A 12,811-nucleotide genomic window follows, 5' to 3' on the forward strand; every position below is an offset into this window, starting at 1 on the left:
ACCGCGAACCGCCGGGCCGCGACCAGCGTGCGGACCGCGATCGTGGCGGTCCGCGTTCGGGCACTTCCCGGAGGTGCCGGGTGAGCGGGAACGACGACTCGCACCGGGCCGGTCCGACGAGGGCGCGCCGGTCGCCCGGCGCCGCGCCGACCGGCCACCGCCACGTCGAGCGCGACGGTGGCCGACGCCGAGGTCGGGCCGTGCGCCCGGCGCTGCGCGGTGTCCGCGCGCGGAGTGGTCACGCGTAGATGCTCTCGCCGTTGGCCCCGGAAACCTTCTTCCGGACTGCTCGGACGTCTGCCGGCCCGGCGGCGGGCGCGCACGGACGAAGATGACCGGGTCGGGCAGTCCTTGCGACGATGGTGGGTCGCGCGGAACGAGGTGCGCGCGCCCTCACCAGGGCACGCCGGAGCGCGCGATCACCGCCACCCGGCCGTGACGCGTGAAGACCGCGAGCGGCGGCGCGAGCCGCTTCGGGTACAGCGGTACCCGGCCGCGAGGGACGCCCTCGCGACCGGGTCCCACCGGCGACTCAGTCGTGCACCAGGTCCGGCAGCAGGTTCTTCACACCGCGCCGACCGCTGGTCTCGCCGTCCGGTGACGGGGCACCGTACTTCACGTCCACCCCGCGCTCCTGCAGCGCCCGCACGATGCCCGGCATCGCGCGCTCCGCCAGCGCGGCGATGGTCAGCGCCGGGTTCACCGTCAGGGCGCCCGGCACGGCCGCGCCGTCGGTCACGAAGATGCCCGGGTGCCCGCGCAGCTCGTGCCGGTCGTCCAGCGCGGAGGTCTCCGGGTCGTCGCCGATGCGGCACGACGCCAGCGGGTGCACGGTGTACGCGCCCACCACGTCGTTGGTCCACGGCATGACCTTCGACAGGCCGTCCTTCTCCATGATCGACTTGACCGCCGCGTCCGCCTGCCGCCAGCCGAACAGGGTGTTCTCGGTCGGGTTGTAGGTGATCGGCCCCCGACCCAGCATCTGCTGGGAGATGCGGACCGAGTTGCCGGTGGGCGGGGGCGTCCCGAACACGCCCTCGTTGTCGTCCTCGGTCATCGAGAAGATCGTCAGCCAGGACTGCCACTTCTCGACGATCTTCTTCTTCTCCGCGCCGAACCACGTGGGCGCGCCGGGCAGCGCGTCCGGGGTCTGCGCCAGGATGGTGCCGAAGCCGGGCGGGAAGTACAGCTGCTCCAGGCAGAACCGCGAGAACTCCGGCAGCGAGGGGTCCAGGTTGTCCCAGCTCGCGACGGTCGGACCCTTGCCGATCTGGTTCGCCGCGTAGGACAGGTCGTCCTCGCGCGACAGGCCGAGCAGGTCGCGGGCCTTGTCCTCGTCGATGATGGCCGTGTTCAACCGCTCGCCGTTGCCGGAGAAGTACCGGCCGACGGCGTGCGGCATCTTGCCGAGCGTGTCCTCCGACCGCTGCAGGATCACCGGCGTGGCGCCCGCGCCCGCCGCCAGGATCACGATCTTGGCCTCGATCTCGCCCTGGCCGATGCTCACCCGGTAGTCCACGTCGTGGATGACGTTGTAGCTGACGCGGTAGCCGCCGTCCGCGGTGCGGGTCAGCTTCTGCACCTCGTGCATCGGCCGGATCTCCGCGCCGTGCGCGATCGCCGCGGGCAGGTAGTTGAGCAGCAGGGACCGCTTGGCGTCGAACTTGCAGCCGGCCATCATCCAGTTGCAGTTGGTGCACAGCTTGGTGTCGATGGCCACCGGCACGGGGTTGGCCGTGCGGCCGGCGTGGTCGCACGCCGCGGCGAACAGGCCGCCCGAGTAGCTCACCTGGTCCCAGTCCTGCTTGGTGACCGGCAGCGCCTCGCTGACCTTGTCGTACCAGGGGTCCAGGGTGTCGCGGTTGATGGCGCCGGGCCACATGCGCCGACCGATGCTGCCCTTGCGCTCGAAGACGAACCGCGGCGCGCGGGGCATCGCGGCGAAGTACACGACGCTGCCGCCGCCGACGCAGTTGCCGCCGAGCAGGCTCATGCCGTTGCCGACGACGAAGTCGAAGATCCGCGTGTACGAGGAGCCCATCAGGTAGTCGTGCTCGAAGTCCTTGCCCTCGAGCCACGGGCCTCGTTCCAGCACGGTGACCTTGGCACCGCCCGCGGCGAGGTGGTAAGCGGCGATGGCGCCGCCGAACCCGCTGCCGACGATGAGGACGTCGGTGCTCTCTGTGCTCGTCATGGAAACTCCAATCGCCGGGCCTGACGGGCGCGGCAGAACGTTGCGGACACGGGTCAGGCGGGGTTCCCGGACGGCGTGGTGTCCGGGTGCTTGCGTGCGAGCGCCCTGCCGTACGTGAAGGCGGGGAACCGCCAGAGGCCGTCGGCGTCCGGCATGGAGAACTTCATCGCCTTGAGCCCGGGGTGCCCGGCGGCGATGGCGTCGAGCGTGTGCATGTGCGCGCCGGTGTCGAAGGCCATGTTGCTGAACAGCGTCAACGCCACCCAGCCGTCCTTCTCCGGGTGGCCGGGCGCGACGAGCCGGGCGACCAGCGCGGTCCGGTGCTCGAACGCCAGCGCCACGAACGGCGGCACGTCCTCGTCCAGCTCCAGGCCGTGCTCCGCCGCGTAGTCGCGGGCGTGCCCGTTGAGCATCTGGGTGAGGCTGTCCAGCCCTTCGGCGACGCCGGCGGCCGGTGTCTCCAGGAGTTCGACGGCGCCGGCGACCACCGCGCCGCCACCCTCGCTGGCCCCCGCGATGGCGCGGTCGTCCGGCGAGCGCTTCGCCCCCGGCACGATGGTGTCCGCGAACGCCTCCAGGGTCATGGTCCGTACGGCGCGATCCGGTGCGGTGTCCAATTGCACGGGTGATCCTTCCTCCGGGTCGGCGAAGAATGGGTCGACCGGACACCCGAAGACATCGTGCGGCCGACTCCTGAAATGCGCGGGAGCTCTCGCCCCGCGTTCTCACCATGGTCCGACCGGAGCACTAAAAGATGCTTCTCCGTGGTTGCCTTGATAATGTCGCTAGGGCACTTGCCGGCGGCTGCTGGGCCGATGGATTCACTCGACGTGCGGCTGTCCGCAGGTGTGGCGGGACGGCTGACCGGGCTACCGGGGCGGCCGGGCGCATTTGTCGATGCGCCTCATGATCGGATGATCACTCGTGGCTCGCCAGGGGTGCTTATGCATCCGGGACCCCGTAGTGCCTTGAAACGTGCCTTGACAAGATCATCCCGGCGTCCCGCCGATGATCTTGTGGACCTCGTTGGCGAACCTTGCGCAGGCTGTGGGGGCCATGTAGTTTGCAAGAATCAGGGTGACTACTGGGGAATTCTGGGGGTTCTCCGAAGGCTGCGCGCCATCGGAACCCGAAGGACTGCGGCCCTATCCCCCTCGCCGGTGGGCCGGCCGTGGTCGGAGTTGGTGTTCCACCTCTGTCGGCAAACTCTACGATATGGGGGTCGTAGTGGGCGAAGTACTCGAGCGAGCAGTGGGCCGGGTAATCGACTTCATGCGCGAGAATATTGGCGACCAATTCTCCCTCGACGACATGGCGCGCACCGCGAATTACAGCAAGTTCCACTTCTCGCGGGCCTTCCAGAGGGTCACCGGAGTGTCACCCGGTCGGTTCCTGGCCGCCGTCCGATTACAGGAAGCCAAGCGCCTGCTGGTGTCCACGTCACTGACCGTGACCGACATCAGCCACCGAGTCGGCTACACGAGCGTCGGCACGTTCAGCTCCCGCTTCCGCGCCAGCGTCGGCGTCTCGCCGACCACCTACCGCCAGTTGGGCGGCTTCGCGCCGCACATCCCGATGGCACGGCGTTCGGGGAACACGCGCACGGCCACCGTGCAGGGCGAGGTCTTCGCCCCGTCCTGCGGCACGCCGGGGCTGATCTTCATCGGCCTCTTCCCGGACGGCATCCCGCAGGGTGCGCCGATCAGGTGCTCCGTGCTCAGCCGCCCGGGTCCCTACGTGCTCACCTCGGTCCCGCCGGGGACGTGGCACCTGCTCGCGCACTCCGTGGCGCTGGGCCGCGAGTCGATGCTGGCCGACGGGCCGTTCGCCGACGACCTGGCGCTCGCGGTCGCCTCGTCGGGCCCGATCACCATCCGACCCGGTGTGCCGGTCCGGCACGCCGACCTCGCCCTGCGCCCCAGCTGCGTCCTGGACCCACCGGTCCTGCTGGCGCTGCTGGACGTGCGCACGGTCGCACTGGGGGCGGGTGCCGCCTCCTGAACCACCAGGGCGGACCCGCTGCGATCACAGATAACCGGACACCAAGGACGAAGACACATAATCAGGGCCGCCCCGAGGGGCGGCCCTGATTGTGTGCGGTGCTATTACGCGACGGCGTGCACGGTCATCGGCAGACCGCCCCGAATCCTCAGCGAGAGCATCGGTTCGGGCACCACGTCGTAATCGGGCACCGTGCGCAGGTCCAGCTCACGGGCGATCATGGCGATGGTGAACGTCGCCTCCATCATCCCCAGGTGGTTGCCGACGCAGAACCGGGGTCCGGCGCCGAAGGGGATGTAGGCGTAGCGAGGACGGTTGTGCGTGGTCTCCGGGTTGAACCGCTCCGGGTCGAACCGGTCGGGCTCGTCCCAGAACGCCGGGTGCCGGTGCAGGGTGTACGGGCAGATCAGCACGTCCGCGCCCTTCGGCACGAAGTAGCCGCCCACCTCGTCGTCGGCCTGCGCCGCGCGCGGCAGGATCCACACCGGCGGGTAGAGCCGCATGACCTCCTCCACGACCATCGTCGTGTAGCGGAGGCCGTGCAGGTCCTCGTACGTGGGCATCCGGTCGCCGAGCACGGACTGCGCCTCGGCGCGGACCCGCTCCTTGATCTCCGGGTGCCGGTCCAACAGGTGGAAGGTCCACCCCAGCGTGCTGGCCGTCGTCTCGTGCCCGGCCAGCATCACCGTCACCAGCTCGTCGTGCAGCCGCTGCCTGCCGAACGCGGGGTCGGGCTCCTCCGCGGTCGACGCCATGACGCGCGAGAGCACGTCGTCACCGTCGGCGTGGCCGTTGGCCACCCGCCGGGCCGCCAACTCGTCGACGACCCGGCGCAGCTCCTTGCGCGCCTTGCGGAACCGCAACTGGTGGGGGAGCGGCACCCACATGGGCACCGCGCTCATCGACACCATCTCGAACATCGCCTGGTCCTGCACGGCCTCGAAGGCGTGCCCGACCTGCTCGAACTCCGAGAGGTCCTCCGACAGGAGCGTACGCCCGAGGACGTCCAGCGTCAGACCGGTCATCTCGTCCATCAGGTTCATCGGCGTGCCGTTGACCCCGGCGCGGAGCCGGTCGACGAGCCTGCCCGCCGACTCGGCCACCGCGCCCGCCTGCTGCGCGATCCGCTTGTGCTGGAACGCGGGCTGGGTCGCCTTGCGCTGCTTGCGCCACAGCTCGCCCTCGCTGGTGAGCAGCCCGTCGCCGAGCGCGCGGCGGGCGTGCACGAGGCCGATGCCCTTGTGGTAGTTCGCCGCGTTGTCGGCTAAGACGTGCTTGGCGTGCTCGGGGTGGTTGAAGAAGTACAGCGTCTTGGGTCCGATGGCCATCCGGACGGCGTCGCCGTACCGGTCCGCGGCCGACGTCATCAGCGCCAACCGGTCACCGACCAACTTCTTGAGCAGGCCCAGCGTCGCGCTGCGCGGAGGTCCCGGAGGGTTCCGCCGGACGCCGGCCGCGGTCGCGGTCATGTCGGCACGACCTCCGTCTTCTTCTGCGCACCGTTCCCGTTGAGGGCGGGGTCGCCGGCGGCCTGCTCGACGGGCGGCTGCTCGGCGGCCGCCATCGCCTTCTGCTGTGCCGCGGCCTCGGCACGCGCCTTGTCCACGATGTGCAGGGCCCACAGGAAGCCGCCGCGGATGAGGCACACGATCGCCGTGGCGAAGAAGATGCCGTAGGGGATCGACATGCCCATCAGCACGCCGTACACCGCCGCCACGCCGCCACCGAAGGCCACCTGCGACAGCGGCCGCGACGGGCTGGTGCCCGGGTCGGTCACCATGTAGTTGGTGAACAGCACGAACGCGACACCCGACATCATGCCCAGGCCGGCGGGGATCGAGACGTCCAGCAGGAACCCGCGGACCACCGCCTGGAGCACGAACCCGATGATCCACGCCATGATCAGCCACAACCGGCCGGTCAGCATGCCGTTGAGCATGGTGCCGCCGAGGAGGATCAGCGCCGGGATCAACCAGTCGACGAAGGTCCCGACGTGCTCGGTGAAGTGGTAGGGCGGCGCGATGGACGCCCACGGGAACACCAGCAGGATCACCGCGATGCCGAAGTTCGACGGGTTCATGTAGTGCCGCATCCGGCCCCGCACCGGGACCCGCAGCACCCACTTCGCGCCGACGGCGACGGTGACGCCGAAGATCAGCGCCCACACGTTGTCGTTGACGTAGATGAGCATGTTCATCGCGAGGCTCGTGATGTGCGCCGGGTAGAGGAACTCCATCAGCCCTCGGAACCCGTTGCCGGCGAACCGCGGCGCGCGGCCCTCCTGCCGGGCGCCCACGATCTCGAGGAAGATCTCCACGACGTAGCCGGTGGCCAGCGCGATGAACGGCCACAGCCACGGCTGCTCGAACCCGAGGATCGTGTAGCCGACGATGTTGAAGATGGTGATCGAGATGGCGAACCGCCGGAGGGCGGTGACCACCTTGGGATCGTGCCGAGGCGGGCTCGGTTGCGTCTCAGCCATGCCGTCACTTCTCCTTGGCCTGGTCGCCGAGCTGCAGGTCGTGCCAGCCCGCGGACAGTGTCAGGTCTTGTTCGTGGATCGAACCGTCGCGGTCGCGCCACTCGATGTGCACGTCGACCGGTCCGGACTGCTCGCCGAGTCCGAAGTGGACTTCGTGGCTGCGCTTGCCGGAGTGGCCGCTTCCGCCGTCGACGCGGTTGATCTGGGTGCGCCCGTCGGCGGTCTTGATCGTCACCTGCGCGCCGATCACGGGGGAGCCGACGGTGTCGTCGCCGTCCTGCTCGTGGGTCAGCCGCAGGCCGAGGAACTCGTTCGAGGACTTGCCGGTGTTGTGGTAGAAGACCGGGTCCTCCCACTGCCGGGAGATCGCCATGTCGAGCCGGCCGTCGCCGTCCACGTCACCGGTCGCGATGCCGCGGGTGGGCACGGGGATGTCCAGGCCGAGCGTCGGCGAGAGGTTGTCGTAGCGGCCCTCGGCGTTCTTGACGAAGAGGTGGAACCGCTGGCTGCCACCCACGTCGTCGCCGGCGGTGACGTACGGCCACCACATCGGGTTGGCCAGCAGCGCGTCGTTCGCCGTCGCCAGCTCCTGCAGCTGGGGCCATCGGTTGACCTCGCCCTTCACGAACCCGGTCGCCTGGGCGACTTCCAGCTCACCGCTGTTGTCGAAGTCGGACAGCTTCACGTCCCAGCCCCAGCCGGACCAGGCCAGCAGCAGCGGACCGCTCTCGTCCTCCCACGGCGCCTCGCCCCCGCTCAGGGACGACTTCATGTCGGCGCCGGTGCTCATGAACGCGAAGTGGCTCTCCTCGATGCCGAACGAGGTGGTGATGTTGCTGACGTACATGTCGTAGAGGGCGTCCCCGTTGAGGTCGCCGAAGTCGACGCCCATGCCCTTGAACGAGTCCACGCCGACGTTCTTGGACTTCGGCTCGAACGGCGTGATCCTGCCCTCGACCGCCACGAACTTGAAGTTGCCGGGGGTGGACCGGTTGTGCAGCAGGCGGTCGCGGCCGAAGTCGTGCGCGACGTACAGCTCGGGCAGCAGGTCGCCGTCGACGTCGTTGGAGGCCGATGCCAGGGCCCAGCCCTTGGACGCGTCCACGGGGATCGCGTCGTCGTGCTGCTTGAAGCTGGCGGTCGGGTTGGCGCCCGCCGTGCCACCGGTCCACTCGAAGACGTAGTCCTCACCGCCGTTGAGCGCCGCCGACATCGAGGCGTTCATCTCCACGCCGGTGTCCTTGCTCGGGTCGAGCACGGGACCGTGCGGGAAGTAGTTGCCGATGAAGATGTCGTCGTGCCCGTCGCCGTCGAAGTCGGCCACGGTGGCGGAGTTGGAGTTCCACTCCGGCCCGGCGTAGCGCCCGCTCGACGCGCCGGGCACCAACTCGGTGGCCTGGAACGAGTCGGCGGTCAGCTCGTCCTCGCCGGACTTGGCGAGGTGCAGGATCGGCGTGCGGCCCCACAGGTAGACCAGCAGGTCCATCGCGCCGTCTTCGTTGAAGTCACCGGGGACGCAGCCCATCGGCGCCATCACGTCGTTCACCGGCAGGCTGCCGGAGCTCAGGGCGAACGGCGCGTACCGCGGCGTCTTCCCGGCCTCCGGCGCGGGGGTGATGATCACTTGGTCGATGCGCACGTCGACGAAGCAGATGTCGTTGGACAGGCCGTCGCCGTCGAGGTCGTTCATGGCGATGGCGGAGCCGACCGACGAGATCCACGCGTCGATGTGCTTGTAGTCCTTGTTGACCTTGCGGATCGTCTGCTGGGTGTAGCCGCCGGGCAGGGCGATGTTCTCCGGCGCGAACCCGAAGCCCGACGCCAGCTCCTGCTTCTCGGCGGCCGACGACTCGGGGTGGCTCGCCACCGAGAAGGTGGCGGCTACCAGTACCAGCGCGATGATTCCGGGGAGTTGCTTGCGCAGCCAGCCGATGGTTCCGCTCACGAGCCGACTCCTTCCTGGTGGACGAACTGTGCGGCGATGCGTCGCCGCCACGTCTCGAACGCGGGCTCGGCGCCGTCGACGATCGGCGGTGCGGGACGCACGTCCTGCGTGATCCGCGCGGCTTTCTCAGGCTCCATGCCGCAGAACACCCGGGTGGCCAAACCGGTGTGGGGAACCATGTTTCCCGCCTTCGCGCGTGCCTCGGCGGCGAACGCGCTGGCCTGCGCGACCATCCCGGAGTGCTGCCCGGAACGTTCGCGGAACATCAGCAGCTCGTCCTCGGTGACGCCGCCCGCGTAGGTGGCGGCCAGGCCCGCGCCGGAGTAGAGGTCCTCACGGCGGTGCTCGGCGAACCCGTCGATGAGGTCCGCGACGTACTCCGGGTCGGTGCCGCCGACGAACCACATCGCGCGACCGATGCCCTGGTCCAGCGCGCGGTTCGTGTAGGCCCGCGGTCCCGAGCCGGGCCACGGGAAGTCGCGGTCGACGTACTGGCCGTGCACGTACTTGTCGGTGTGGAAGTAGGCCTGGTGGAAGCCGTAGCCGTCGAGGACGAGCCAGCGCAGCAGCGGGTCCGTCGTCGAGTCGGCCGGCCACCGGAACCGCGGCAGCCGGGCCATCGCCCAGCCGATCCCGACGTAGATCATGTAGATGTGGTCGCCGCCGCGTCCCTCCAGGAACTGGTCGACGTGGCGGGAGTGGCCGAAGGGCATTCCGTCGAGGATCGCGAGGCCCATTCCGGCGCCTTCGTAGGCGAAACCCTTGAACCTCGTCGGCAGCCTTTCGAGAGCTTCCTCGGCATCCCGCGGGTGGCGGGCTTCGACCGCGGCGGCGTATCCCTCGATGAACATCCGGCCGACGGTCTCCAGCAATTCCTTGCCGGCCTCGTTCTTGACCCTGAAGCCGCGGGTCTCCATCAGCGTGTCGGATATCTTCGGAGTCAGTAATCGGCGCCGCAAGGCGCGCAGGGCACTCACATTCATCCCCCCAACGTCGGGCGACGATCAACCGGACAGGAACGGGAAAATAGTTGCAGCGGGGCACTCGGCGCGGCTACTTCAGGCTTGCGGATCCACGCCGGTAAACCTTCGATCATGCGGCGGGGTGCGTCCGCATTGCGCCGAAATGCGCACGAATCCTGCTGCGCCACACCTCGTACGGCGGTACCGTGCCCTCGGTGTCCGGTGCGACCGCGGTGGCGTCGGCGAGTTCCGACGCGGCCTCGGGAGTGATCTCCGCGAACGTTTCGACGGCGATGGCGCTGTGCGCGGGGACGAATCCGGCGTGAACGCGGGCTTTCACCGCGAAGACCGAGCCGAGTGCCAGTTCCGGGCGGTGCTCGCCCGCGGCGGCGGGCAGCGCGGCCAGCTCGTCGGGCGTGCCGCCGCCCGCGAACGTCGCCGCCAGGCCGACACCGCTCCACAGGTCGGCGTGCCGGGCGGGGTCGAACCGGCCGACCGCCCGTGCCACCTCCTCGGTCTGGGCGCCGTGGATGAACCACAGCGCCCGGCCGATGCCCTGGTCGATGGCGCGCGGGAAGTAGTCGGGCCGGCCCTGCCACGGGTAGGACGGGGGCACGCGCTGCTCGTCGATCCACTTGCGGCTGTGGAAGTAGGCCAGGTCGAAGCCGTAACCGTCGACCGCGAGCCAGGTCATCGTCGGGTGGTAGGGCGACCCGGCCAGGTCCGGCACGACCTTGCGCCACAGCCCGCGCGGCAGGTGGTTCATGGCGAACCCGATGCCGATGTAGGCGACGAACAGGTGCTCCGCGCCGGGTCCGTTGAGCAGGTCGCGCGCCCGCGTGCCGCGGCCCATCACGTCGCGGATGGTGAACGCCATCACCGCGCCCTCATAGGCGAAACCGCGCAATTCGGGCTCGACGAACCCGAGTCGGCGCACGATCTCGTCCTGGTCGCGCGAGTCGATGCCCCACTCGAAACCGCAGACCACCGACTGCGGGATGGCGTCCAGCTTCGGCGCGTACTCCGAGGACGCGCCGGGGAAACCGCGCGCGCCGAGCGTCACCTCCTGCAACGAAGGCGCCATCACGAGCCTGCGCAGCGATCCCAGCGTTGTCGACATGGTGCTAGACCCCCAGTGCGTCTTGGGATTTCCTCGTGCCCTCGGTCCGGACGGCGATCGCGGTGGCCCGCGAGGTCGAGCTGTGGTGGGTGCCCGCGTGCGAGACCTTCCGGAATGGGTCCGGCACGACGTCGGGCGCGATGTCGTCGGCCACGCCGTCGTCGATCGGCGGGTCCGCGAAGTGGCCCGGCCGGGCGCCCGCGGGCGTCGAGCCGCGCAGTGGGCCGATTATGACGCGGCGACGTGGAAAATGACCGTCGAGGAGAGTCTCGGTGGCCACCGGATCGGCCCCGGCAGCGGGGTCGACCCCCTTTCGGGGTGCTTCGTCGGTGCCGATGCGGACCATCCGTGGCTCCTTGCCGAGGATATCGGTGAGTTGCGTGGTCGTACTTCCGCGCCGCGTGCCGGGCGTTCCCAGGATCGGTCCGGGCGTCGGTGAAACCTTCTCCGAACATGCGGACTTCGTGGGCGAAGCGAGTGGTTCACCCGTCACGACCGTTGCGCGGAGTGCCGACAACGGGAACGACACCGTTGTGGGACGTGCCGGTCGGACGGTGGAATCGGGGGCGCGGCGTCGTCCGCGTCGGGGCCGGATCACGCATTCTCGGGCGCACCGGGTTCCATTGTCGGAAACTGCTCGGTGCTTCTTCCGAGTGGTGGGCCGGCGTCGCGGAGGCGATCGGAGCGGGAACCGATCGCAATCGTCCGCGGGGCCTGGTGCGAAGGCGGTGACCGCTCGCCACCGGTGGCGGCCATGGGGCCGGGACCACCCGGTCGCGGAGTTGGCGCGGCTGCCCTTGGCGCGTCGCCGGAGGTCACTGGGCGGCACTTCGGGCTCGGGCCGCGACTTCACCGGTCGGGCATCGCGGGCAGGGAGCCGGTGGGCCGGTTCGGGTCACCGGCGCGCTCACGCGCGTCAGGCGGGGCGCCGGTGACCGGACGTCGAGAACCGCCGCTCGGGAAGCCCGACGAGGCGGCATCCGGGACGTGATCGCCGTTCGACGTGGCCGGCGTCGTCCCACGCGCGTGGCGGCCCGGAGCCCTGGGGAGCTCCGGGCCGCGGGTGCGTCAGTCCACGTTGGACAGCGTGAACTGGCCGGGCTTCCTGCCGTCACCGGCCGGACCGCGGTACGCCTGGGCGATTTCCAGCCACTGCTCGGCGAGCTCGCCCTCCGCGCGCACGTCCAGGTCGGAGTGGTGCCGACGCCGGGTCACCAGCAGGCAGAAGTCCTCCGCCGAGCCCGTCACGCGCTGGGCGGCGTCCTCCGGGCCGTAGGACCACAGCGTGCCGGACGGTGCGGTGATCTCGAACCGGAACTCGTCCGTCGGCGGCTCCTCGCCGCGCGCCAGGTAACCGAAGTCCTTGGTGCGCACCGCGAAACCGACCAGGAAGCCGAGGCGGTCGTCCCACTCCCGGTGCACGCCGAGGGCGTCGGCGACGTCCTGGCCGTGCCCGAACAACTCCATCATGCCCGCGCTGGCCAGCACCGACGGCGGCAGCGGGTTCACCAGCCACGGCACCGTGGTGTCGGCCGGCACGGCGGCCAGCGCGTCGATCGCCCGCGCCTTGGTCTGGGTCCAGCGCGCCACGAGTTCGGGGGTGTCGAGCGCGAGGTGCGGCGCCATCGCAGCGTCCACGTTGGCGTTGAAGTCGGGGGACAGCCCCGCCATCATCGCCTGGAACCGCGCGCCGTCGGACGCCGCGAGGCCCGCCATGGCGAAAATCGCGGTCAGGTGCGCCACCTGGTGCTTGACCGTCCAACCGGGTGAGGGCGTCGGCAGCGACCACGCGGAGTCGTCGAGGTCGGCGATCATCCGGTCGAAGTCGTCGCCCGTGGCCCGGAGCGCCGTGATCACGTCCATTGCGCATGTCCTTCGCTCGAGTTGGCTGAGCTCTGACGATGCCGCAGCGGACAGCGGAAGTCTTCTCACGTCGTGCTCTAAGCCCTCCTGCCCGTCCCCGCGCGGTGGTCGGTTCGAGGACGACCGAAGTGCCTGTGCGTGACGGGGCAGCGACCCGGCTCAGGGCGCATCACGGCTCGGTGGGTGCGCGGAACGTGACGCGGAGAACCTCACGGAGGTCGACGAACGCGGCGAAGACCGGCAG

The 12,811-nt window shown here is 69.9% G+C and carries 10 protein-coding genes; 1 reads left to right on the forward strand and 9 read right to left on the reverse strand.

Features of this window, described 5'->3' with window-relative positions; all coding sequences use genetic code 11:
* Positions 1-532: 532 nt before the first annotated feature.
* Together ABTZ99_RS08805 and ABTZ99_RS08810 are read right to left on the reverse strand one after the other, a co-directional pair.
* On the reverse strand, positions 533-2,194 hold the full coding sequence (locus ABTZ99_RS08805; protein WP_499609641.1) for an FAD-dependent oxidoreductase: 1,662 nt from the start codon (positions 2,192-2,194) through the stop codon (positions 533-535).
* A 53-nt stretch (positions 2,195-2,247) separates the two neighbouring features.
* Positions 2,248-2,778, reverse strand: coding sequence for a DUF5987 family protein (locus tag ABTZ99_RS08810; RefSeq protein WP_499609644.1), 531 nt, complete (start codon positions 2,776-2,778; stop codon positions 2,248-2,250).
* 688 nt (positions 2,779-3,466) lie between these two features.
* Between ABTZ99_RS08810 and ABTZ99_RS08815 the strand changes: the two genes are divergently transcribed.
* On the forward strand, positions 3,467-4,195 hold the full coding sequence (locus ABTZ99_RS08815) for a helix-turn-helix transcriptional regulator (protein WP_498778923.1): 729 nt from the start codon (positions 3,467-3,469) through the stop codon (positions 4,193-4,195).
* A 104-nt stretch (positions 4,196-4,299) separates the two neighbouring features.
* On the opposite strand, the gene ABTZ99_RS08820 is transcribed toward ABTZ99_RS08815, so the two are convergent.
* The 7 genes from ABTZ99_RS08820 to ABTZ99_RS08850 all read right to left on the reverse strand — a co-directional run bounded on the left by ABTZ99_RS08820 (position 4,300) and on the right by ABTZ99_RS08850 (position 12,567).
* On the reverse strand, positions 4,300-5,664 hold the full coding sequence (locus tag ABTZ99_RS08820; RefSeq protein WP_499609647.1) for a cytochrome P450: 1,365 nt from the start codon (positions 5,662-5,664) through the stop codon (positions 4,300-4,302).
* Entirely contained in the window at positions 5,661-6,677 is a 1,017-nt protein-coding gene (locus ABTZ99_RS08825) for an enediyne biosynthesis protein (protein ID WP_498778920.1), read from the reverse strand. The genes ABTZ99_RS08820 and ABTZ99_RS08825 overlap by 4 nt, the downstream gene beginning before the upstream one ends.
* A 4-nt stretch (positions 6,678-6,681) precedes the next feature.
* The gene (locus ABTZ99_RS08830) at positions 6,682-8,622 is read right to left on the reverse strand and encodes a CRTAC1 family protein (RefSeq protein ID WP_498778918.1); all 1,941 of its coding nucleotides are present in this window, start codon (positions 8,620-8,622) and stop codon (positions 6,682-6,684) included.
* Complete coding sequence (locus tag ABTZ99_RS08835; protein ID WP_498778915.1) at positions 8,619-9,605, reverse strand: DUF1702 family protein; 987 nt, start codon at positions 9,603-9,605, stop codon at positions 8,619-8,621. The genes ABTZ99_RS08830 and ABTZ99_RS08835 overlap by 4 nt, the downstream gene beginning before the upstream one ends.
* A 109-nt stretch (positions 9,606-9,714) precedes the next feature.
* Positions 9,715-10,704 (reverse strand): DUF1702 family protein, encoded by a 990-nt coding sequence (locus ABTZ99_RS08840; protein ID WP_498778913.1) that lies wholly within the window; start codon positions 10,702-10,704, stop codon positions 9,715-9,717.
* Between the two features lie 4 nt (positions 10,705-10,708).
* Positions 10,709-11,050, reverse strand: coding sequence for a hypothetical protein (locus ABTZ99_RS08845; RefSeq protein ID WP_499609652.1), 342 nt, complete (start codon positions 11,048-11,050; stop codon positions 10,709-10,711).
* Positions 11,051-11,772: 722 nt separating this feature from the next.
* Positions 11,773-12,567, reverse strand: a complete 795-nt coding sequence (locus ABTZ99_RS08850; RefSeq protein WP_499609654.1) for a TIGR03084 family metal-binding protein — start codon at positions 12,565-12,567, stop codon at positions 11,773-11,775.
* Positions 12,568-12,811 lie beyond the last annotated feature (244 nt).

It is taken from the genome of Actinosynnema sp. NPDC002837, from assembly GCF_040295345.1.
Lineage (GTDB): Bacteria > Actinomycetota > Actinomycetes > Mycobacteriales > Pseudonocardiaceae > Actinosynnema.

Coding starts and splice junctions, on each gene's coding strand:
- ABTZ99_RS08815 (WP_498778923.1), top strand. CDS start 3,467: ATGCGCGAGAATATTGGCGACCAATTCTCCCTCGACGACATGGCGCGC.
- ABTZ99_RS08845 (WP_499609652.1), bottom strand. CDS start 11,050: ATGGTCCGCATCGGCACCGACGAAGCACCCCGAAAGGGGGTCGACCCC.
- ABTZ99_RS08850 (WP_499609654.1), bottom strand. CDS start 12,567: ATGGACGTGATCACGGCGCTCCGGGCCACGGGCGACGACTTCGACCGG.
- ABTZ99_RS08820 (WP_499609647.1), bottom strand. CDS start 5,664: ATGACCGCGACCGCGGCCGGCGTCCGGCGGAACCCTCCGGGACCTCCG.
- ABTZ99_RS08840 (WP_498778913.1), bottom strand. CDS start 10,704: ATGTCGACAACGCTGGGATCGCTGCGCAGGCTCGTGATGGCGCCTTCG.
- ABTZ99_RS08810 (WP_499609644.1), bottom strand. CDS start 2,778: ATGACCCTGGAGGCGTTCGCGGACACCATCGTGCCGGGGGCGAAGCGC.
- ABTZ99_RS08805 (WP_499609641.1), bottom strand. CDS start 2,194: ATGACGAGCACAGAGAGCACCGACGTCCTCATCGTCGGCAGCGGGTTC.
- ABTZ99_RS08825 (WP_498778920.1), bottom strand. CDS start 6,677: ATGGCTGAGACGCAACCGAGCCCGCCTCGGCACGATCCCAAGGTGGTC.
- ABTZ99_RS08835 (WP_498778915.1), bottom strand. CDS start 9,605: ATGAATGTGAGTGCCCTGCGCGCCTTGCGGCGCCGATTACTGACTCCG.